Genomic DNA, 19845 nt, shown 5'->3' with positions numbered 1-19845 from the left:
TCTGGAAAAGAGGCGTGAAACACGCTAATTCATGGGCATGAGACCCCAAGGGAACGAACAGGAGGCGCGGCGGAACAAGCACGTGCGGAGCGCCCCGGCAAAAATTGCCGTCAAGGCGCTGGGAGAAGACGCTCTGGACGGGATTCTGGACAACGCCCCCAACCCCCTGCTGCTGATTCTTGACTGCGTGCAGGACCCCCACAACCTGGGGGCCATTCTTCGCACGGCGGACGGTGCGGGCGTGGATGCCGTGATTGCCCCCCGGGACAAGTCCGTGGGCATTACGGAAACCGTGCTGCGCGTCTCCGTGGGGGCCGCGGAAAAAGTGCCCTTCATCCAGGTGACCAACCTGGCGCGCGCCATGAAACAGCTTCAGAGCCGCGGCATCTGGATTTTCGGCACCTCGGACAAGGGGGACCGCGACCTGTATGAAACGGATTTCACGGGTCCGGCCGCGCTGGTGATGGGCGCGGAAGGGGAAGGCATGAGGCGTCTGACGGAAGAGAACTGTGACTTCCTGCTGCGGATTCCCATGAGGGGAAGCGTTCCGTGCCTGAACGTGTCCGTGGCTACGGGCGTGTGCCTGTATGAGATGGTGCGGCAGCGGCTGCGCTCCTGATGCTCTGTTGTTTTTCTACCTCCGCCGCCCTTATGATTCAGGAACTTGCTCTTGCTCCGGGGGAGCGCGCCCGGTTCGTTTCAGACATCCACTTGGGCCATGCCAAGGCCCTGGTCCGGCAGCCGGAGGAACTGGCCTTCCTGCTGGAAGGGTGCACCCATCTGGTGGTGTGCGGAGACCTCAGTGAAACCCGTGAAAGCCCGTACCGGAAGGAAGGGCTGGAAAAACGCGCCCGCTTTCTGCAAATGTGCCGTGCTGCCGGAGTCCGTCCCCTTCTGCTGGCGGGCAACCATGATCCGGATGAAGAGGCCGGGCTGCTGAAATTGCAGAGGGGCCGCATTTGCGCCCTGCACGGCCATGCCCTGTTCAAGGAGGTGGCCCCGTGGGGCTGGGAGTATTTGAAGAACAAGCAGGCCGCCCGTAACCTGATCGCCGCGTTTCCGGAGGCGGACACGGATTTGCGGCAGCGGCTGGAACTGGCGCGCGCCATGAGCGTGCTGGTGCCCCCCATTGATACGCGTTCCGGGACGAGCGGGAATAAGCTGGTGCGTTTCCTGGCCCATTCCGCGTGGCCGCCGGAGCGGCCCGTGCAGATTCTTCTGGCGTGGCTGACGATGATGCGGCGCATGCGGCAATTTACGGACCGCTTTTTCCCGGAGGCGAAAGTCGTCATTTTTGGCCATCTGCACCGCCGGGCGGTTGCCGGAAAACAGGGCGGACGGCTGTACGTTAACCTGGGCGCCTGCTTCCGCCATGCGGAATGTTATGCGGCGGACGTGACGGCGGAAGGCGCCGTATCCATCCGCAGTTATACCCCGGAGGGTTATAACGGCCCGGAGGAGAATCTCCGCTGACAAGGTTCCGCGGAACGGAAAAAAGGGGTGGGGGAACGCGCCCGTGTTTAGGCGATAATGTGTTAGAGCACCGGATGACTAGTCCATACAGTTTGTGGACGCGTTCCCCAGGGAGTTTGGTCGTGCCTGTTTTCCCTTATTGCCGGAGGGACAGTTTTTCCCGGAGCATTTCAGGGCACAGCCCCGGCAGCGGCAGGGGCGCGAGGAGGAAAAAAACCGGGAGAAGAAGGACTCCGTTCTGGCGGGAACGCCGCCGGAGCATTTTCTTTCATGATTTCTTTCCGGGTTTGGGCTGACCATGAGTAAAAGTTAGTATCTACTAACTCAATTTGCAAGAAAAAAAGTTTGTTTAGCCTAATTTTTTTGAGGAAGAGATTGACTTGGACTGAGGCTGGGTTATTGTTTTGTTAGTTAAACCTAATAAGCATCAGTCATGATACGCAAAAACTTTCCCTCCCTGGAACTGAGCAACAGTCTGGAGGATTACATTGAGGCCGTCCGCAACATTGAGCTGGAAAAAGGGTGCGCCACCGTGGGGGAGATTGCGGAGGCCCTGAACGTGAAGAAGCCCTCGGTCTCCCTCGCCATGAAGCAGTTGAAGGAACGGAAGCTGGTGGAATATATGCAGTATTCTCCCATTGTCCTGACCGGGGAGGGCCGTTATTACGCAGACCGGGTCATCTCCTGCCACACCATGGTAAAGGACTTCCTGATTACGGTGCTGAAGATGGAGGAAAAGCGCGCGGACGAGGTGGCCTGCGGCATTGAACACATCATGACGCTGGAAGAAATTTCCAGATTCAAGCTGTTCACGGAGCAGTCCCGGAAAGCGGGGCAATAAAAAAGCCGGATCGTTTTTGAAGGGATGGTTCATGCGGGATGAACCATCCCTTCGTTATTACTGGAGGAGCGGACCGGGGGTGTGCAGCCGCTCCTTTTGCGGAAGAGCCGGATGGCCTCCCTCCCGCCTGTTTTTTTGCAGTGCTTCCGAGATTTCAGAGTGATAAATTAGTTTTAACTAATTTTTTTATTGGGCCGGAAAATATTTCCGGATGTTTTTCAAGTCATTGATCGTAATGAAACTATAAATCATGCTTCATGGCGGGAGCTTGGGGAAGAAGAGGAGGGCCCGGAGAAAAAAGGTTGACCTAATAGTTAGTTCTATCTAACTTTGCCGTGTTGCATGAACTTGACCCATACAGGACTTCACCGTTTCTTCCACCGGGTTTCCCGGTACCGGAAACTGGCCGGGCTGCTCGTCCGGCGTCCCAGGTACCGCCTGCTTTGCGGAGACTGTGAATTCTGTATGGGCGCATGCGGCAAAGCCGTGAATACGCAGCCCCCCGCGGGCCGGGAGCAGGAATGCTCCTCCATGGAGGACTGAATATCCGCGATTGACGAGGAAGACTCAAGAAACAGCATTACTATGAAGAAACGCTACATGATACCCGCCCTGCTGGCCTGTTCCGGCTTCTGCATGGCCGGTACGGCATCCGTAGCCGCTACCGCCGCCGCTCCGGCCGCGGAAGAGGCTGAAGGCAAAGGTTCCATTCTGGACGACATCGACCTGTTCGGAGACGAGTACGGCGACGAAAGCACGCCCATTCCGGACGACCTGCTGACCAGGGCCCTGACGGATCTGCACAAGGGAGCTTATGAGAAAGCCGGTTTCCAGTTCCTGGTGGAACAGGCGTTCCTGTATACCAGGGGCCACCATGCCGCCCCGAACGATGAGACCGCGGGTTCCAGCCAGAGCTGGTACAAGTTCCACGCCCAGGCCGGGTTGCAGCTGTTCCAATCCAGCCGCAACCAGGGCACCTGGATCAAGAGCGAGCTTTCCGGATCCGTGGCCCTGAACAGGCACACGCACCGCACCACGCTGGATGATTCCTGGGGCGCGAGCGGCCCCGCCAATTGCGACGTTTTTGAAGACGGCTATTTCTACCTGCCGGAACTGCTCCTTTCCCAGGGATTCATGGACGGCCGGCTGGTCATCATGGGCGGCATGGTCAACCAGACGAACTACTTTGACGCCAATACGTACGCCAACACCACCTTCGGGCAGTTCGGCAGCGCTCCCTTCGTCAACAACCAGGTGCTTCCGCTGGGGGACTCCAACTTCGGGTTTGTGGGGCAGTACCAGTTCAATGATAACTGGTTCATCCAGGTGGGCGGCAACATGATGGACAATGAACCGCGCCGCAACCCGTTCCACAACACCACCGGGAAATCCTTCAACCTGCTCGGTGAAATCGGCTGGACGCATGAAAAAGCCTTCGGAATCGGCACGGGCACGTACCGCCTCCAGCCGTTCATGTTCCATGCGGACGGCAGGAACCACGGCGGCGTGGCGTTCAACCTGGAGCAGGACTTGGGCAGCAGTCCGTTCGCCCTGTTCGCACGCGCCGGGTGGAGCAGCGCGGAATCAGGCAACATCTGCGGGGCGGAAGCCCAGGCATCCGCCGGGGTGGTTTTCAAGAAGCCCCTGGAAATCATGACCGGCCTGAAAGAGGCGGACGGCAACTTTCTGGGCGTAGGCTTCTCCGTGAGCAAGCCGGATTCCGGCACGCTGGCGGAAACGCGGCCCGGGCATGACCGGGAAATGATTCTGGAATGCACGTACAGCTTTTCCATTACGCCGTACTGCCTGATCCAGCCTTCCTACCAGTATGTGAAAAATCCTTCCGGGCGGGATGACGTCAACTCCGCCAATATCCTCTCCGTGCAATGCGTGGTCACGTTCTAGGCGGGAAAAGCTCCGTACCAGTGAAAACGCAATAACAATCAAGTCTTCCCTGTCCTTCTGCATGCAGAGAGCGGAATCCTGCGTACGGGGGGCATTGAAGAGGTCTGCATGACCTGGCGGCAACGTCGCATTCTCGATCAGGTAGGGGGTGCGGCGTTGCTTATTTTATTTATCTCAAAGGAAGAGACAGGCGCTTGAACCGCCTGTGTTCCTGAACCCCGTCATTCTGGTGACCGGACTGGGGCGCTGCGGAAGAGGCCTGTACGGAGGAAGCCGGCGCCGTATTCCGCACCGGTTCCCTGCGGACCGTATCCGCATGGCAGGAGGCTGCCAGCAGGCAGGCGGCTCCTATCATGATACTTGTGTACTTGTTCATCATCTTATGGTGTGCGGCTGGTTATGGCCGCTGATGGTTAGATTAGCACTCCTGGCCGTTCGTTGAAAGTTCTTTGGTTTGACTAACAACAAGTTAGGTGAATTAAACACCGGGAAGGACGTTAAGTTCAGCCGCTTGCGCGCTGCGGGATTGATGACGATGGATGACATTTCCGGCGTCAGGAAACGTTTAAAACCATGTTGACTTGGATGGGAACTGTCTTAAACTGACAGAATGAGTAAGGTTCAATGGGAAATTTCAAATGATGAAGTGACTGACCGTGATACTGCTCTGCGCCGTTTGCAGGAAGGAACGACCGGCCATGTGGTATGCGCCCGCGACGGCGCGTGCCTCCAGTCCTACAAGGAGGCGGACGGCGTTTACCACTGTGAGATCGTGTTCAAGACGGGGGGATGCTGCCCGCCCGTCTTTGCCGCTCCGGAGGGAGTGACGGGCAAGGAACTGGAAACGCTGTACGACCGCTTTGCCGATGGGGATGACTTCTCCTTTGTGGAAAAGGAATGGGAGCCCCTGATGGCCGTTGAGTACCGCCACCGCCACAATGTGATGTGGTTCATCTTCCTGTTCATCGCGATGGTAATAGCCGCCATGGCTGCGTACCAGCACGGCTGGATCGGGTAACGGTGCGCGCACGCTGCATGCGCCAGGAAAAAGAACCTGCAAACCGCGGACGGCGTGCAGGTTCTGAAGGAATTGGGCGCGGACGGAGTCAGCCCTGTTTTTCGTTTTCCTCGTCCGGGCCGTGGTCGTGGCCGCCGCAGCAGCTTCCGCCGCCGTTGCCGCACCCGTCGCAATTGCCGCAGCACTTGCCGCGCTTGCTGAAGCTTTTATACAGCGCATAGGCCAGGGCCAGGAAAAGGATGGCGCCAATAATGTATGTTCCCATATGAAGTGAGGTGGGTGGTTAAGGGTGGATATGAGGGTTATTTGGAGGATCGGGAGGGTTTCTTCACCACCAGGTAAATGAAGCCCATCAGAAGCAGTACGGCGAGCCACTGCCCGATGCCGAAGGAAGCATCCGCATAAAGCCATGCTCCCAGCTGGTAGATCAGGAAGGCCAGGCAGTACGCCAGGGCGCACATGTAGCCGATGGCGAAGAAGGTCCATTTGGCGCTGTTCATCTCCCTTCTGATGGCGCCCATGGCGGCGAAGCAGGGGGCGCAGAGAAGGTTGAAGATCATGAAGGAGAAGGCGCTCAGGAAGGTGAAGGCCCCGGCCTGGACCAGGCGGTTTCCGGTTTCCCGGATTTCAGCGTCTTCATCCTCTTCTTCCTCCGCCTCAGCGGCGGACTCTCCGGAAGTTTCCGCCAGGGACGCCTGGAGCTCCTGCCCGGCGGCGGACATCTCCTGCACGTCTGCGGGCGCTGCGGGTTCCTCTGCCGCCTCTTCCTCCCCGGAACCGCCGTCCGCATACAGCACGCCGAAGGTGCTTACCACGTTCTCCTTGGCGATCAGGCCGGTGATGGTGGCCATGGCGGGTTTCCATTCACCCCAGCCCAGCGGCTGGAAGACGGGCGCGGCCACATTGCCGATGGAGGCCAGCATGCTGTCGTTCTGCTCCACGGAATCCGCCTTCCAGTTATAGCTGGAAAGGAACCAGATCAGGGCGCTGGAAACGAAGATGACGGTCCCGGCCTTTTGCACGAAGGCCTTGCACCTGTCCCACGCGTGGATGATGACGTTTTTCCAGGCGGGGATGTGGTAAATGGGCAGTTCCATGACGAAAGGGGAGGGGTCCCCGGAGAACATGGCGGTCTTTTTCAGAATAAGGCCGGAAAGGATGATAGCGCCCACCCCGATGAAATAGGCTCCCGGAGCCACCCAGGAATTTTCCGGGAAGAAGGCCCCGGCAATCAGGGCGATGATGGGCGTCTTTGCCCCGCACGGAATGAACGTGGTGGTCATGATGGTCATGCGCCTGTCCTTTTCATTTTCAATGGTGCGTGTGGCCATGATGCCCGGAACACCGCAGCCCATGGAAACGAGCATGGGGATGAAGGACTTCCCGGAAAGGCCGAATTTGCGGAAAACGCGGTCCATGATGAAGGCCACGCGGGCCATGTAGCCGCAGTCTTCCAGAATCCCCAGGCAGAGGAACAGCACCGCCATTTGCGGCAGGAAGCCCAGAACGGCCCCCACGCCGGCAATCACGCCGTCCTGGATCAGGCTCTCCAGCCAGGGGGCGCAGTTGGCGCTCTCCAGCAGGCCGCCTACCCATTCCGGAACCCATTCACCGAAGAAAGTGTCATTGGCCCAGTCCGTTCCCCACGCGCCCACCGTCTGGATGGAGATGTAGTACACCGCCCACATGACCACGGCGAAGATGGGAAGGCCCAGCCAGCGGCTGGTGATGATGCGGTCAATCCGGTCGCTCCCCGTCAGGCTTCCGGCGCGGGCTTTCACGACGGAATCCCTGGTAATGCGGGAAATGGAATTATAGCGTTCGTTGGTGATGATGGATTCGCTGTCGTCATCCATCTCCCGTTCCATGGACTCGATAATCCCGCTGATGCGGGATTGCTCGTCCGGGGTGAGGGCCAGCTGGTCCGCGACCTTCTGGTCCCTTTCAAAAACTTTGACGGCAAACCATTTCTTCTGCTGGTCCAGGCATTTGCCGGTGATGATTTCCCCAATCTCCCCAATGGCTTTTTCCAGGGGGGCAGGGAAGTGGACGGCGCGCGGCGCCTGCGCATCCTCCGCGGCGGCGGTTTTTACCACGGCATCCACCAGTTCACGGACGCCGGTTCCTTTCAGGGCACTTATTTCCACTACCTGGCAGCCCAGGTCGCGTGAAAGTTTTTCCGTGTCAATGCGGTCCCCGCGCTTCCGGACGATGTCCATCATGTTCAGGGCGATGATGACCGGAACGCCCAGCTCGCAAAGCTGGGTGGTCAGGTAAAGGTTGCGTTCCAGGTTGCTGCCGTCAACCAGGTTCAGGATGAGGGACGGATGGTCCGTGACCAGGTAGTTCCGGCTGACGACTTCCTCCAGCGTGTAGGGGGAAAGGGAGTAAATGCCCGGAAGGTCTTCAATGATGATGTTCCTGTGGCCTTTCAGGCGGCCTTCCTTTTTTTCCACGGTGACGCCGGGCCAGTTCCCGACGTACTGGCTGGCGCCCGTCAGGGCGTTGAAAAGTGTGGTTTTTCCGCAGTTGGGATTGCCCGCCAGGGCGATGGTGATGTTGCTCATGGATGTTTCCTTGTCTTGATGGATGGGTGCGCCGTCTTGCTGTCAGGTCAGGAAACGTGCGGTAATAAAGGCGGAATCAGTGGATGTGGATGTTTTCGGCCTCCGACTTGCGGATGGAGAGTTCGTAGCCGCGGACAGTGACTTCAATGGGGTCTCCCAGGGGCGCGACCTTGCGGATAAAGATCTGCGTTCCCTTGGTGACTCCCATGTCCATGATGCGCCTTCTGACCGGGCCTTCCCCCGCCAGTTTGCCGACGGTGACGGTCTCCCCGATCAGGGCGTCTCTTAATGTACGGTGTTTGGTCATAGATTGGTGATGGTGAATGAAAAGGTTCAGGCCACGAATATCTTGCAGGCAAGCGCCTTGCTGAGCGCGATCCGGGCTCCCTTGACATTGACGATGAAGTTTCCGCCATTTTCAGAAATGATGGAAACCGTGCTGCCGGAAACGAAACCCAGGCTTTCCAGAAAGCGCCGGGTTTCATCCTTGCCATGAATGTTGTTGATCTGACGGCTGTCGCCGATGTTGAGCATGGAGAGTGGCATGGTGTATATATGAATCAAGTCCGGAAGAAAGTTAGTTTTAACAAACTAACAAGTCAATGATATTATGCGGCTGTGTTTCTGGTTTTAATGGTATTTGTTCATTATGAATAAATTGTGCATTAGTTTGATCTAAGTATGACGCAGAGGGGCGGGTCAGGGGAAAGGCTTTCCGGTCATTCCGTTCATGATGCCTGGCGCAGGAACGCAAAAAAGCCGCGCCATGGGAATCCATGGCGCGGCTGGGGAAAAGAGGATTTTATCCTGACTTCAGGAAGCGGGGCAGACTTCGCCCTGGACGGGCTTGCCCTTGTATTCCCCGGTCAGGGTTTTCAGGAAGGCTACCAGAAGGCTCACTTCCTTCTTGTCCAGCTTGTCGTAGCCAAGCTGGTAGTGGTACATCTTGGTAATGGCTTCCTCCAGCGTCTGGGCGGAGGCGTCATGCATGTACGGCCAGGTAAGCTCCACATTGCGGAGGGTGGGAACGCGGAAACGGTGCCTGTCTGATTCCTTCTTGGAGAAGTTCATCAGGCCGTTGTCGTCATTGGTTTTGGCGCGCCCGGCGAAGAAGTCGCCCTTGAGGTCGGCGTATTCAAAGGACTGGCCGCCCATGGCGGGGCCGGTGTGGCAGGTCTGGCAGCCGAGCTTCAGGAAGAGCTTGTAGCCCTTCTTGGCGTTGTCGCTGATGGCGTTTTCATCACCCTTCAGATAACGGTCAAACGGGCTGTTCGGCGTGATGAGGGTCTTTTCATATTCCGCAATGGCGTTCGTGATGGTTTCACCGGTGAAGCCCTGGGGATAGACCTTCTTGAATTCCGCGGCAAAGGCGGTGTCCTGGTTCAGCTTGGCGGCGATCTGGTTCCAGTCGTCCGGGTGTTCGTAACCCATTTCCACCGGGTTCAGGGGAGGCCCGCCCGCCTGTTCCTGGAGATTGGCGGCGCGTCCGTCCCAGAACTGCTTGGTGTGGAAGGCGGCGTTAAACACGGTGGGGGCGTTGATGCCGCCTTTCTGGCCGCGGACCCCGGTGGAAGTGGCCAGGTTGTCCGTACCGGCCTTCTCCAGAGAATGGCAGGTGGCGCAGGAAACGGTATTGTCCGTGGAAAGGCGCACGTCATGGAACAGCTTGTCGCCCAGGGCGACCTTGGCCGGGTCCGTGGGGAGGCTGTCCGGAATGGGGGTGATGGCGGTGATGGCGTATTCCTTGCCCACCATGTCGCCGAAGATTTTCAGGCGTTCATCCTTGATCCACTGGAGCATGGCGGCCTTCTCCCGGAGGGTGAGCGTACTGCCCCAGTGCACCATGGTGTAGGAGGTGGGGGGCATGGAATTGATCTGGAGCACGTGTTCCAGCTTGGAAAGGGTTACGGCGGTGGGCGCTTCATCCATGTTATAGCTGCGCTGGCCGTCCCGGATATGGCGCGCGAGCAGGCCGCCGGAAAGGGTGTTCACCAGTTGGGAAATGTGGGTGCCGGGCTTGTGGCAGTCCGCACACTTGGAGTTCATGGCCTGTGCGGTGATTTCCGCCGCCTGGGAGGGCGTCAGGGGCTTGACATTCTGGTCCGGCAGGAACAGGGGCGCGACTGCCGCCGTCACGATGACCGTGCCGCACAGGATGGCACCGGCCGTAAAGAAGGAACGTGTTTTGCTCATGAGATTCTCAATGACGTGGGATTGGCTGTATGGTAGGAGGTGAAGAGTAATAAATCAAGATTTATTCTAAAGTTCGCCGGCCTTTCTCAAATCTTCATTGATGGCTTCCAGAACGTCCGCTTCCGGGGTGAAATTGGCGGCGTGGTAGGAGCTGCGGACCAGCGGGCCGGACGCCACGTGCCTGAAGCCCTTGGCGCGCGCGATTTCCTCATACCGGGCAAAGTCGTCCGGGTGGATGTACTTGACCACCGGCAGGTGCTTGCGGGAGGGACGCAGGTACTGCCCCAGGGTCAGCACGGAGACGCCGTGCTCCAGCAAGTCGTCCATGGACCGGAAAAGCTCGTCTTCCGTTTCCCCCAGGCCCAGCATGATGCCGCTCTTGGTGGACACCTTGCCGTCCACGCAATCCAGCGCCATCCGGAGGACGCGCAGGGAACGCCTGTACTGGGCGCGGAAGCGCACCATGGGCGTAAGGCGTTCCACCGTTTCCAGATTATGACCGAAGATGTGCGGCCGCGCCGCCATCAGCGTCTGGATGGAGGAGGGCTTTTCATTCAGGTCAGAGGCCAGCACTTCAATGATGGTGGAGGGGCTGGCTTTTCTAATGGCCCGGATTACCTGGGCGAAATGGGCGGCGGCCCCGTCCGGAAGGTCGTCACGGGTGACCATGGTGATGACGGCGTGGCGCAGCTTCATGTGCACGACGGCTTCCGCCACGTGCCGGGGTTCCTCCGGGTCCAGGGGATCAGGCCTGGCTGTGCGGGTGGCGCAGAATCCGCAGGCGCGCGTGCACCGTTCCCCGGCAATCATGAACGTGGCCGTGCCCTGGTTCCAGCACTCATAGCGGTTGGGGCAGTGGGCTTCTTCACAGACGGTGAAGAGGTTCTTGCCTTCCACAAGCTGCTTGACGTCCCAGAATTCCCGGCCGTTGGGCAGGCGCACCTTGATCCAGGACGGCTTGCGTTCCATCCCTTCCGCAGTCTCATTGTCGTTCTGGCGTTCCATAGCTCCGCTAGCTTGCCGTGACTCCGCCGCTTTGGCAAATGCAAAGTGTTTTATTCGGGACTATCCTCCCCGTTTTCATCCGGGGCTGCGGAGGAGTCCGCAGACAGCTTCTTCCGTTCCCTGGCCGCCAGCCGCGCCGCCCGGAAAAATTCCTGGAGGTGGTGCAGGCATTCATCCCCCAGCACGCCGGGGCGCACCTCGCATTTGTGGTTGAGGGGCGGGTTGGAATCCAGCAGGTTGATCCAGCCGCCCGCAGCTCCGGTTTTGGCGTCCGGACAGCCGAACACCACGCGTTCCGGACGGCAATGGACGATGGCCCCCGCGCACATGGGGCACGGTTCCTTGGTAACGTACATGGTGCAGCCTTCCAGCCGCCAGTCCCCCAGCGCCTCCTGGGCCGCCGTCAGGGCGATCATCTCCGCATGGGCCGTGGCGTCCTTGAGGGTCTCCACCTGGTTCCATCCCCGGCCAATCACGCGGCCGTCCTTCACCACAATGGCCCCAATGGGCACTTCCCCCTTCACCAGGGCTTTTCTGGACTCCTTCATGGCTTGGCGCATGAACCACTCGTCAGAACCGGGCATTTCCATCATCACGCCGGTTATCATGGACCGGACGGCGCGCCTGTGGCAAGCCCTTTCTGGAGGATATTTATTGTAAGTTATACAAGAAGTAGGGCATGCCGCGAAAAGGAATGGGGGTGAATGCGTTTTTGCGTTGATTCCAGGGGATGCGTGGCATAAGTATGAACCATGAGCTTTTCAGAACCCTGCGCGCTGGCCGTGGACTTTGGCGGAACCAGCATTAAAATGGGCGTGACGGCGGGGGACCGCATCCTGGCGACGGCGGACCGGATCCCCACCGCCATGTTCGAGAGTCCCCAGGCGATCATTGACGCCATGGTTGCGGCGGCGCTCACCTTGCGCGAGCAATTCCCGACCGCCTGCGTGATGGGCATGGGGATGCCGGGGTGGTGCGACTACCGCCGGGGCGTGCTTTACCAGCTCACCAATGTACGGGTATGGGACCATGAAGTTCCGGTGAAGGAGCTGATGGAGCAGGCGCTGGGACTGCCCGTGGTGCTGGACAATGATGCCAACTGCATGGCGTATGCGGAATGGAAGCTGGGCGCCGGGCACGGCATGTCCAGCCTGGTGTGCCTGACCATGGGAACGGGCATTGGCGGCGGCATTGTGGTGAATGACCGCATTGTGCGCGGAAAGCGGCTTTCCACCGGGGAGCTGGGCCAGACGAGCATCCATTACCAGGGCAAGCCCGGACCGTTCGGCAACCGGGGGGCTATAGAAGAATACATCGGCAACAACGAACTGGCGGCGGAAGCGGTCAAGAGGTATGCCGGGGCCGGAATCGTCAAAACCGTGAACGAATGCACGCCCAGGCATCTGGATGAAGCCGCCCGCGCGGGGTGTCCCGTAGCCCTCCAATTGTGGGAGGACACGGCGGAAATGCTTGCCTGCCTGATCATGAACCTGATGTATATCCTGGTTCCGGAGGCCTTCATCATTGGCGGTGGCGTGGCCAAGGCCGGAGACCTGCTGATGAAGCCCCTGCTGAAGAACCTCAGGGAGCAGTTGTTCCCCCTGCTGATGGAGGATATGAACATCCTGCCCGCCCGGTTTGGCGCGGAAGCGGGCCTGCTGGGAGCGGGAGCCATGGCGATGGATGAACTTATGGGGCTGGGGATTCTGGAACGTTTTAAAAAACAGGGAACATCAAGGGTTCTTTGTTAGATTGGGCTAACATAGGGCTTGCCATTGCTGGGCGGCAGGCGTACAAGCGGAACAAGTCATGAGTACGGAACATTCCCACGAACATTTTTCAGAAGGGGCTTCCTGCTGCGCCGGAGGGTGCTGTTCCGGAAGCTGCTGCGGCTCCGGAGACGCCATCAGGCCGGTTCCCGCCGTGCTGGGCATTTCCCTTTTCATCGCCGCCCTGGTGCTGGGGGGCGACTCCTGGAGCGGCAGGGCCGCCTACGCGGGCGCCTACCTGCTGATAGGCTGGGATGTATTGAAGGCGGCTTTTCTGGGGCTGAGGCACGGCCGTGCCATGGATGAAAATTTCCTGATGAGCATTGCCTCCCTGGGCGCGATGTTCCTGGGGGATTATTCCGAGGCCGTGGGCGTGATGCTTTTCTACCGTGTGGGGGAATACCTTCAGGAGCGCGCGGTGGGCAGTTCCCGCCGGTCCGTGAGTGAACTGATGAATCTGAGGCCCGAGTTTGTCCATGTGAAAGAGGGTGGGGAAATCCGTGACGTTCCTCCTGCGGAAGTGCGGCCCGGAACCCTGATTGAGGTGCGCCCCGGTGAGCGCGTTCCTCTGGACGGCGTGGTGACGGGCGGGAATTCCGTGCTGGACACCTCCGCCATGACGGGAGAATCCCTGCCGGTGGAGACCGGGGCCGGAAGTTCCGTGCTGGCGGGCTACATCAACGGCCAGGGCGTGCTGGAGGTTCGTACGGAGCGGGACTGGCGGCATTCCGCCCTGGCGAGGGTCCAGGAGCTGGTGGAAGCCGCGTCCGGCCGCAAATCCCCGCTGGAGGGAAGGCTGGCCCGGTTCTCGCGCCTCTACACGCCGCTGGTGATCTCCATTGCCGTGCTGGTGTTCCTGCTTTATCCCTTCGTGACGGGCGGAAGCTGGTCTGACGGCCTGTTCCGCGCGCTGGTGCTGCTGGTGATCTCCTGCCCCTGCGCGCTGGTGCTGTCCATCCCCCTGGGCTTCTTTGCCGGGATAGGAAGGGCGGCGCGGCAGGGGATTCTGCTGAAAGGAAGCAATTACCTGGATGCCCTGCGGAAGGTGAAAACGGTGGTGTTTGATAAAACAGGAACCTTGACGGAAGGTGTTTTTACCGTGGATGAAGTGCTCCCCTGCGACGGGATCACCCCGGAAAACCTGCTGTACTGGGCGGCGCATGCGGAAAGCTCCGCTTCCCACCCGCTGGGGCGCTCCATCGTGAAAGCGTATGAAGGCCGCCTGTTCCCGGACCGCGTGGCGGAGCTGGTGGAAGTGACCGGAGGCGGCGTTTCCGCCCGGGTGGAGGGAAAGGCCGTACTGGTGGGGAAAAAGGCTTTTCTTCAGGAGGCCGGAATCAGCACCGGAGATGTCGAAGACCGGGGCGTGACCATTTACGTGGCGCTGGACGGCGTTCTGCTGGGACGGCTGCGCCTGTCCGACCGGATCAAGCCGGGGGCGGAGCAGGCTGTGCGGGAACTGAGGGAATTGGGCGTCTCCAACCTGGTGATGCTGACGGGGGACTCCTCTTCCGCCGGGGCGGAGGTGGGGCGCAGGCTGGGCCTGGATGAGGTGTTCAGCGGGCTGATGCCGGCGGACAAGCTGGAGCATGTGCGCAGGTTGAAACCGGAAACGGGGCTGCTCGCCTTTGTGGGTGACGGTATGAATGACGCTCCTTCCCTGGCTGCCGCGGACATCGGCATAGCCATGGGCGGCGTGGGGTCTGATACGGCCCTCCAGGCGGCTGATATGGTAGTGATGAAGGGCGATCCCGTGGCCGTTCCGCAGGGAATGCTTCTGTCCCGGGCGACGGAGCGCATCATTGTGCAAAACATCGTCCTGATTCTGGGCGTCAAGCTTCTGGTGATGGTGCTGGGCATTCTGGGGCTGGCCGGAATGTGGGGCGCCGTCATGGCGGACGTGGGCGTGTGCCTCCTTGCGGTGGGCAACTCCATGCGCATTTTCCGGGTAAGGCTGGGCGTGTAACGGAAAAATACCTCCGCCCTTTCTCCGCCCCGGAGGCCCATCATCCCCATCATCCCCATCATCCCGCCGCGCCAGCCATGAATAACGGTGCCTACTCCCATCAAAAAGCCCCCGCCCCCCGGCAGGGGAACGGAGGCGTGAAAACGGAAAGAGCAGTAATCCCTATCGCAGCCCCGTCAGCAGAAGTTCCGCATTATTCTGCGTCTTGGAGATATTTTGCAGGAGGGCCTGGAGTCCTTCCCATCCCGGCTTCATGGCGAGTTGGCGGCGGAGCTGCATGATCTTCACGAACTCCTGTTCATTGTACAGCCTGTCGTCATTGCGCGTGCCGCTCTGGGAAAGGGAGATGGCCGGATAAATGCGCCGTTCGGAAAGTTCCCGGTCCAGGCGGATTTCCAGGTTGCCCGTTCCCTTGAATTCTTCAAAAATCACTTCATCCATTCTGGACTCCGTATCCACCAGGCATGTGGCGATGATGGTCAGGCTGCCGCCTTCCTCCACGTTGCGCGCGGCGGAAAAGAACTTGCGCGGTTTTTCCAGCGCGTTGGAACCCAGGCCACCGGACATGATGCGGCCGCCCGTCTGGTTGGCATTGTAGCCGCGGGCCAGGCGCGTCAGGGAATCCAGCAGGATGACCACGTCCTTGCCCATCTCCACCAGGCGCTTGGCCCGTTCAATCACCAGGTCGGAAACCTGGGCGTGGCGGCGGGAAGGCTCGTCAAAGGTGGAGGCGTAAACCGGAGCGTCCACAGTTTCTTCAAAATCCGTCACTTCTTCCGGGCGTTCGTCCAGCAGCAGCACAATCAGCTCCACATCCGGGTAGTTGGCCTTGATGGAGCGGGCGATGGTTTTCAGCAGAACGGTTTTCCCGCCGCGCGGCGGGGCCACGATCAGGCCGCGCTGGCCCTTGCCGAAGGGGGTCATGAGGTCCAGCACGCGCATGGCGCCGGAATTGACCTCCTTGTTTTCCAGAAGAAGGCGTTCCTTCGGGAACAGGGGGGTGAGGCGTTCAAAATCGCCGCCTGCCCGGTAGTCCTCCGCGGGGATGCCTTCCACGCTGATGACGGCGGAGGCGGAAAGGTACTTGTCATGAGGCCGCAGCTTGCGCAGCCTGACCTTGACCTGCTGGCCCACGCGCAGGCGCATGGGCTTGATGAGGTTGCCGCCCAGGTAAATGTCATCCGGGGAGGTGCGGAAGCTTTTGACGGGGTCCCTCAGCATGGCGTAGTTATCCTTGGCCTGTTCCATGACGCCGGAGACGACCACTTCATGACCCTTGGCCAGAAGCTGTTTCCCCAGTTCAAAAATCAACTGGGACTTGGTGAGGGAGGCCGCGTTCCGGATGGGGAGGCCTTCCGCCATCTCCTGAAGGTCATTCAGGGGGCGTTCACGCAGTTCATTGATGTCAATCTGCTCCAGAACGGGAGCGGCGGATTCCTGGGCCTGGTCCTGGGTTGCCGGGGCGCAGGCCGGCGCCTCTGCATCCTGTTCCGGAGCAGGGGCGGCTTGTTCCGCGGAAACCTCTTCCGGGGCCGGAAGAGCCTTGGGGGGAACGGCCTGTGCGTCCTCTCCAGAAGGAAGGGACTTGTTGTCGAGTTCTTCAGTCATGAAAAAAATGTTGGTGAAGTCTTTGGATTTGCCGGCGCAGCAGGGGCGGGGGCCCTTCATTCCAGATAACGAAATCGGCCGCGGCCACTTTTTCCATGATAGGACGCTGGGCCGCCAGAATGGCTTCAATCATATCCTCGCGGAATCCGTTCCTGAGAGCCAGGCGGGTTTTCTGCGTTTCCCGGGAAACGGCTACCACGCATACGGCGTCCTGGCGGTAGCATGCCGATGTTTCAAAAAACAGCGGCACGTCAATGACGAACCCGTCTACCGCCGCATTCTGACGCGCCGCTTCCATTTGCGCAAGACATTCTTGGTGCAGCAAGGGATGAATGATTCCCTCCAGCCTCCGGCGGCTTTCCGGGTTCCGGAACACGAGCTCCCGCAGGAAGCCCCTGTCCGCCCGTCCGGCGGCATCCACGCTGGCGGGACCGAAGGCGGCGGAAAGGCTTTCTTTCAGCCAGCCGCCGTCCAGCAGCCTGCCTGCCTCCGCATCACAGTCAAACAGACGCAGGCGCGGTCCTCCCGCCTCCATCAGCAGGCGAATGGCGGTGGATTTTCCGGTGGCTATCCCGCCGGTCACGATCAGGGTTTTCATGCAGAGAGGGAAAACGGGTATGTATGAGACAAAAAGAGCGGGTGAAAGGTTCACCCTTTCACCCGCTCCAATATGGACGTTATGCAGGCCGCCTACATGGGGGGCAGCAGGCCTTCGGAAGCAGGCAGGGCGCTTTCCGGTGCCGCGGCGTTTGCCGTGGTGGGAAGGGCGTTGCCGCGTACGGGCTGGCCGGTGGCATCAATGATCTGACCCGTCACGAAGATCATCAGGTTCTTCTTGATATGGTTGTCAGAGTTGCTGCGGAAGAAGCGTCCGATGAGAGGCAGGTCACCGAAGATCGGCACCTTGTCTTCCACCGTCTGCACGTTTTCCGTGATCAAACCACCGATTGCCACGGTGTGGCCGTCGTAGATGAACAGGGACGTTTCAACGGAACGCTTGGAGAAGATGGGCTGCTCAATGCGGTTTTCCGTCAGAGTCAGGGACATCGGCTTGCCGTCGGAACCAACGCCGGTGGACTGGATCGGGCTGCCGTAGTTCACGAAGCCTTCAAATTCCACGATGCTGGGCTTGAAGTTGAGGTCAATGATGTACTTGTTGTCACCAATGGTGGGCACAACTTCCAGGGTCACGCCAACGGGCTTCATTTCAAACACGCCGGGAGTGGCGGGAGTGACGGGGAAGCTGGTGACCTGGGCCGGGTTTTCGGTGCCTACAAGGTCATCCAGAACGTTGTTCCGGTTGTTGTAGTTGCCGCCGCCCCAGCTGCTCACGTTGTTGGGAAGTTCCGGGGGTTCGTATTCGGTGGGGTACCAGAATTCGCGGATGATTTCAATCTTGGCGGTTTCACCGGACTTGGCGGTTACGCTGGGAGCGGTGAGAACGTCGGAACCCTTCTTCTGGGACAGGCCGCGCATCAGCATCTGGAAGGCGCCTTCGTCATAAATGCCCGTGAGGGACATGATGCCGGGAGCCGGGTTCTTCTTGGTGGCTTCAGAACGGTTGGTGCTGTTCAGCAGGTTGTCCACGGAGTTCTTGGAGATGGCATAGTCGCCCGTGCGGTTGCCGCCGGTAGCGAGGCCGTTGATGAGGCCGTTGCCGTCCGTGTTGGAGCTGTTGTTGTTCACGGGCCAGCCGCTCACGCCGCCGGGGGACTGGGTGAAGTCGTCCGGGATGAGGCCGGTGCCGTAGTTCGTGCCGCCGCCCAGGAAGGTGCTGCGGTCGTTGCTGACGGAGAACGGGGTGACGATCCAGTCAAAGCCGAGTTCTTCCGTGTTTTCCTGGGTCACTTCCACGAACTTGGTCATGATGCGCACCTGCTGGGATTCACCGCGGGTGTTTTCAATGAGGCCTTCGATGAGGTCCAGGTTGCCGGAAGTGTTGCGGACGACCAGGGAGGAGTTGCCGTTGACGAGGAATGCCGTGGCGCCTTCCGGGAAGCTGATGCCGCTCTTTTGCAGCAGGCTGCGGATGGAGGGCATGGGCTTGAGGCCGGAGGAGCTTTCACCGCCACCGCCGAAGGGATCTTCAGTGCCGCCGCCGTCGCTGTCGCCAACGGTATTGCGGAGGGAGGACTGGAAGCCCGGAGGCACGGAGAAGGTGCGCTGGTAGAGGTCCACGTCATTGCCGCCGGCGGGAAGGATGGTGACTGCATAGTCTTCCACCTTCTGGCGCAGACCCGCGTTACGGCAGATGAAGCGCAGCACTTCCAGCATGGGAACGTTGGTCAGCTTGAGCTGGCCGATCTTGCGGGTGCGGATGCTTTCCTGCGGAGCGGCTGCCGGAGCAACTTCCGTAATTTCCGTGGATTCTTCGCCGAAGCCGGGGTCCTCAGCAGCGGGAGCTGCGGGGGAAACGGCTGCGGGCTGGGCGTCATTGATGACAAAGTTGATGCCGCGTTCGCCGTTCGGGCCTACGGTGCGGTCCAGTTCAATGGACTTCTTGCGCAGGTAGTCGATGGCGTCTTCCACGGTGGTGTCTTCAAAGGAGACGGAGGGGATGATGATGCTCTTGAGCTTCATCAGGTTGGCGGTGGCGCCGTTGACGTCGGTCATCGGAGTGTTGTCCAGGCCGTCGGGTCCGGTCGGAGCTTCCATCGGAATGGGGCGTTCCCACATCTTGTCCACTTCCGCAAGCATGGTGCTGCGGGTTTCGTCATAGGCGGCGGCGTAATAGGCCATCCTGCGGCGGTTGACCGTTTCCTGTCCGCGGCGGGCTGCCACGTTGTACGGGTCAATAACGAGAACCTTGTTGAATTCGGCGATGGCTTTGTCGTAGTCGCCGAGGTCATAGTAACCATAGGCCATGTGAAGGAGGGTGTTCACCTTTTCCACGTTCTTGACGTGCTCGGGGGTGAGCGCCGGATTCGTGCGAATCGGGTCCTTCATGTATTCGAGCGTCTGCTTGGCAAGCTTGACGTCCCGGGGATTAAGCTTGATGGCGTCCTGAAGAAGCTTCTCAGCTTCGTCATAGCGGCCCACTTTGATGTATTCCTGAGCAACGGCGATGCTGGCGTCGCCAATGTTGTTGGCAATGGCTTCCTTGCGCTGGTCATTAATCGGCGCGGCGGGCAGCATGTTGTAAGCGGCATTGAATTTGTCCAGGGCTTCCTTGTACTTGCCTTCGCGGTACAGGTTGCGGCCTTCTGCAAGGAGCTGCATGGCTTCCTGGGTCTGCGCTTCACGGCGTGCCATGGCTTGGCGCGCTGCATCGGACTGGTAGTAACTCCCCGGTCCGGCGTAGGACGAGCCATAAGCACTGGAGGTTCCGACGGCGCCGCCATCACCAGCCTGCGCAAACGGGCAGGAGGCAGCAATGGCCATCAGCGCGATCAGAGAACGCTTCGGTTGATAAAGTGGTGCGTGGTCCATAGTTAGGTTCTTCTTTTTACATGTTTTTCGGATTTGTGAAGCTTTTTTTTCAGAAAAGTTTAAATCCGGGT

At 59.7% G+C, this 19845-nt stretch carries 19 protein-coding genes; 8 read left to right on the top strand and 11 right to left on the bottom strand.

Annotated elements, in window-relative coordinates; translation table 11 throughout:
- The first annotated feature begins 31 nt into the window (after positions 1–31).
- The 5 genes from rlmB to HHJ06_RS03445 all read left to right on the top strand — a co-directional run bounded on the left by rlmB (position 32) and on the right by HHJ06_RS03445 (position 4219).
- Positions 32–619 carry a 23S rRNA (guanosine(2251)-2'-O)-methyltransferase RlmB gene (gene rlmB / locus HHJ06_RS03465; RefSeq protein ID WP_215427615.1) on the top strand — a complete coding sequence of 196 codons (588 nt, stop codon included), beginning with the start codon at positions 32–34 and terminating at the stop codon, positions 617–619.
- A 32-nt stretch (positions 620–651) separates the two neighbouring features.
- Positions 652–1473: a metallophosphoesterase gene (locus tag HHJ06_RS03460; RefSeq protein WP_215427613.1), complete on the top strand. Its 822-nt coding sequence runs from the start codon at positions 652–654 to the stop codon at positions 1471–1473.
- A 433-nt stretch (positions 1474–1906) separates the two neighbouring features.
- Positions 1907–2314 (top strand): metal-dependent transcriptional regulator, encoded by a 408-nt coding sequence (locus tag HHJ06_RS03455; protein ID WP_215427612.1) that lies wholly within the window; start codon positions 1907–1909, stop codon positions 2312–2314.
- A gap of 342 nt (positions 2315–2656) precedes the next feature.
- Positions 2657–2857, top strand: coding sequence for a hypothetical protein (locus HHJ06_RS03450; protein ID WP_215427610.1), 201 nt, complete (start codon positions 2657–2659; stop codon positions 2855–2857).
- Between the two features lie 42 nt (positions 2858–2899).
- Positions 2900–4219 carry a carbohydrate porin gene (locus HHJ06_RS03445; RefSeq protein ID WP_215427608.1) on the top strand — a complete coding sequence of 440 codons (1320 nt, stop codon included), beginning with the start codon at positions 2900–2902 and terminating at the stop codon, positions 4217–4219.
- A 169-nt stretch (positions 4220–4388) separates the two neighbouring features.
- Here HHJ06_RS03445 and HHJ06_RS03440 read toward each other — a convergent pair whose 3' ends face one another.
- Positions 4389–4574, bottom strand: coding sequence for a hypothetical protein (locus HHJ06_RS03440; RefSeq protein WP_215427606.1), 186 nt, complete (start codon positions 4572–4574; stop codon positions 4389–4391).
- 291 nt (positions 4575–4865) lie between these two features.
- Here HHJ06_RS03440 and HHJ06_RS03435 point away from each other — a divergent pair, with 291 nt between their 5' ends.
- Positions 4866–5237, top strand: coding sequence for a hypothetical protein (locus HHJ06_RS03435; RefSeq protein WP_215427605.1), 372 nt, complete (start codon positions 4866–4868; stop codon positions 5235–5237).
- Positions 5238–5325: 88 nt separating this feature from the next.
- Here HHJ06_RS03435 and HHJ06_RS03430 read toward each other — a convergent pair whose 3' ends face one another.
- From HHJ06_RS03430 to tadA, 7 genes are all read right to left on the bottom strand, one after another.
- On the bottom strand, positions 5326–5502 hold the full coding sequence (locus HHJ06_RS03430; protein WP_215427603.1) for a FeoB-associated Cys-rich membrane protein: 177 nt from the start codon (positions 5500–5502) through the stop codon (positions 5326–5328).
- Positions 5503–5539: 37 nt separating this feature from the next.
- On the bottom strand, positions 5540–7804 hold the full coding sequence (gene feoB / locus HHJ06_RS03425) for a ferrous iron transport protein B (protein ID WP_215427601.1): 2265 nt from the start codon (positions 7802–7804) through the stop codon (positions 5540–5542).
- Between the two features lie 76 nt (positions 7805–7880).
- A complete protein-coding gene (locus tag HHJ06_RS03420) occupies positions 7881–8111 on the bottom strand; it encodes a FeoA family protein (RefSeq protein ID WP_012420130.1) in 231 nt (76 codons plus the stop codon).
- Positions 8112–8137: 26 nt separating this feature from the next.
- The gene (locus HHJ06_RS03415; RefSeq protein WP_215427599.1) at positions 8138–8350 is read right to left on the bottom strand and encodes a FeoA family protein; all 213 of its coding nucleotides are present in this window, start codon (positions 8348–8350) and stop codon (positions 8138–8140) included.
- Between the two features lie 267 nt (positions 8351–8617).
- Positions 8618–9997, bottom strand: coding sequence for a cytochrome c peroxidase (locus HHJ06_RS03410; RefSeq protein WP_215427597.1), 1380 nt, complete (start codon positions 9995–9997; stop codon positions 8618–8620).
- Between the two features lie 66 nt (positions 9998–10063).
- Positions 10064–11002 carry a lipoyl synthase gene (gene lipA, locus HHJ06_RS03405; protein WP_215427595.1) on the bottom strand — a complete coding sequence of 313 codons (939 nt, stop codon included), beginning with the start codon at positions 11000–11002 and terminating at the stop codon, positions 10064–10066.
- A 50-nt stretch (positions 11003–11052) separates the two neighbouring features.
- Positions 11053–11610, bottom strand: a complete 558-nt coding sequence (gene tadA / locus HHJ06_RS03400) for a tRNA adenosine(34) deaminase TadA (RefSeq protein WP_215427593.1) — start codon at positions 11608–11610, stop codon at positions 11053–11055.
- 144 nt (positions 11611–11754) lie between these two features.
- Between tadA and HHJ06_RS03395 the strand changes: the two genes are divergently transcribed.
- Together HHJ06_RS03395 and HHJ06_RS03390 are read left to right on the top strand one after the other, a co-directional pair.
- Positions 11755–12753, top strand: a complete 999-nt coding sequence (locus tag HHJ06_RS03395; protein ID WP_215427591.1) for an ROK family protein — start codon at positions 11755–11757, stop codon at positions 12751–12753.
- Between the two features lie 58 nt (positions 12754–12811).
- Positions 12812–14737 (top strand): heavy metal translocating P-type ATPase, encoded by a 1926-nt coding sequence (locus HHJ06_RS03390; protein ID WP_215427589.1) that lies wholly within the window; start codon positions 12812–12814, stop codon positions 14735–14737.
- A 162-nt stretch (positions 14738–14899) separates the two neighbouring features.
- On the opposite strand, the gene rho is transcribed toward HHJ06_RS03390, so the two are convergent.
- The 3 genes from rho to HHJ06_RS03375 all read right to left on the bottom strand — a co-directional run bounded on the left by rho (position 14900) and on the right by HHJ06_RS03375 (position 19726).
- On the bottom strand, positions 14900–16345 hold the full coding sequence (gene rho, locus HHJ06_RS03385) for a transcription termination factor Rho (protein ID WP_215427587.1): 1446 nt from the start codon (positions 16343–16345) through the stop codon (positions 14900–14902).
- Complete coding sequence (coaE, locus tag HHJ06_RS03380; RefSeq protein WP_215427585.1) at positions 16338–16943, bottom strand: dephospho-CoA kinase; 606 nt, start codon at positions 16941–16943, stop codon at positions 16338–16340. Before coaE ends, rho begins: the two co-directional genes overlap by 8 nt.
- Before the next feature lie 92 nt (positions 16944–17035).
- Complete coding sequence (locus tag HHJ06_RS03375) at positions 17036–19726, bottom strand: Amuc_1098 family type IV pilus outer membrane protein (RefSeq protein ID WP_343206593.1); 2691 nt, start codon at positions 19724–19726, stop codon at positions 17036–17038.
- Positions 19727–19845: the final 119 nt, after the last annotated feature.

Origin of the sequence: Akkermansia muciniphila (assembly GCF_018709685.1) — a bacterium.
GTDB classification, from domain to species: Bacteria; Verrucomicrobiota; Verrucomicrobiia; order Verrucomicrobiales; family Akkermansiaceae; genus Akkermansia; species Akkermansia muciniphila_E.
Note: the sequence above shows the minus strand (reverse complement) of the source record. Positions and strands in the feature narration are given on the sequence as shown.

What these genes read in the sequence shown, in the direction of transcription:
- HHJ06_RS03390 (WP_215427589.1), top strand. Translation starts at nt 12,812, where the DNA reads ATGAGTACGGAACATTCCCACGAACATTTTTCAGAAGGGGCTTCCTGC.
- HHJ06_RS03450 (WP_215427610.1), top strand. Translation starts at nt 2,657, where the DNA reads ATGAACTTGACCCATACAGGACTTCACCGTTTCTTCCACCGGGTTTCC.
- HHJ06_RS03375 (WP_343206593.1), bottom strand. Translation starts at nt 19,726, where the DNA reads ATGGCCATTGCTGCCTCCTGCCCGTTTGCGCAGGCTGGTGATGGCGGC.
- HHJ06_RS03460 (WP_215427613.1), top strand. Translation starts at nt 652, where the DNA reads ATGATTCAGGAACTTGCTCTTGCTCCGGGGGAGCGCGCCCGGTTCGTT.
- HHJ06_RS03415 (WP_215427599.1), bottom strand. Translation starts at nt 8,350, where the DNA reads ATGCCACTCTCCATGCTCAACATCGGCGACAGCCGTCAGATCAACAAC.
- HHJ06_RS03445 (WP_215427608.1), top strand. Translation starts at nt 2,900, where the DNA reads ATGAAGAAACGCTACATGATACCCGCCCTGCTGGCCTGTTCCGGCTTC.
- HHJ06_RS03410 (WP_215427597.1), bottom strand. Translation starts at nt 9,997, where the DNA reads ATGAGCAAAACACGTTCCTTCTTTACGGCCGGTGCCATCCTGTGCGGC.
- rlmB (WP_215427615.1), top strand. Translation starts at nt 32, where the DNA reads ATGGGCATGAGACCCCAAGGGAACGAACAGGAGGCGCGGCGGAACAAG.
- feoB (WP_215427601.1), bottom strand. Translation starts at nt 7,804, where the DNA reads ATGAGCAACATCACCATCGCCCTGGCGGGCAATCCCAACTGCGGAAAA.
- HHJ06_RS03430 (WP_215427603.1), bottom strand. Translation starts at nt 5,502, where the DNA reads ATGGGAACATACATTATTGGCGCCATCCTTTTCCTGGCCCTGGCCTAT.
- HHJ06_RS03395 (WP_215427591.1), top strand. Translation starts at nt 11,755, where the DNA reads ATGAGCTTTTCAGAACCCTGCGCGCTGGCCGTGGACTTTGGCGGAACC.
- tadA (WP_215427593.1), bottom strand. Translation starts at nt 11,610, where the DNA reads ATGATAACCGGCGTGATGATGGAAATGCCCGGTTCTGACGAGTGGTTC.
- HHJ06_RS03455 (WP_215427612.1), top strand. Translation starts at nt 1,907, where the DNA reads ATGATACGCAAAAACTTTCCCTCCCTGGAACTGAGCAACAGTCTGGAG.
- HHJ06_RS03420 (WP_012420130.1), bottom strand. Translation starts at nt 8,111, where the DNA reads ATGACCAAACACCGTACATTAAGAGACGCCCTGATCGGGGAGACCGTC.
- coaE (WP_215427585.1), bottom strand. Translation starts at nt 16,943, where the DNA reads ATGAAAACCCTGATCGTGACCGGCGGGATAGCCACCGGAAAATCCACC.
- HHJ06_RS03440 (WP_215427606.1), bottom strand. Translation starts at nt 4,574, where the DNA reads ATGATAGGAGCCGCCTGCCTGCTGGCAGCCTCCTGCCATGCGGATACG.
- rho (WP_215427587.1), bottom strand. Translation starts at nt 16,345, where the DNA reads ATGACTGAAGAACTCGACAACAAGTCCCTTCCTTCTGGAGAGGACGCA.
- lipA (WP_215427595.1), bottom strand. Translation starts at nt 11,002, where the DNA reads ATGGAACGCCAGAACGACAATGAGACTGCGGAAGGGATGGAACGCAAG.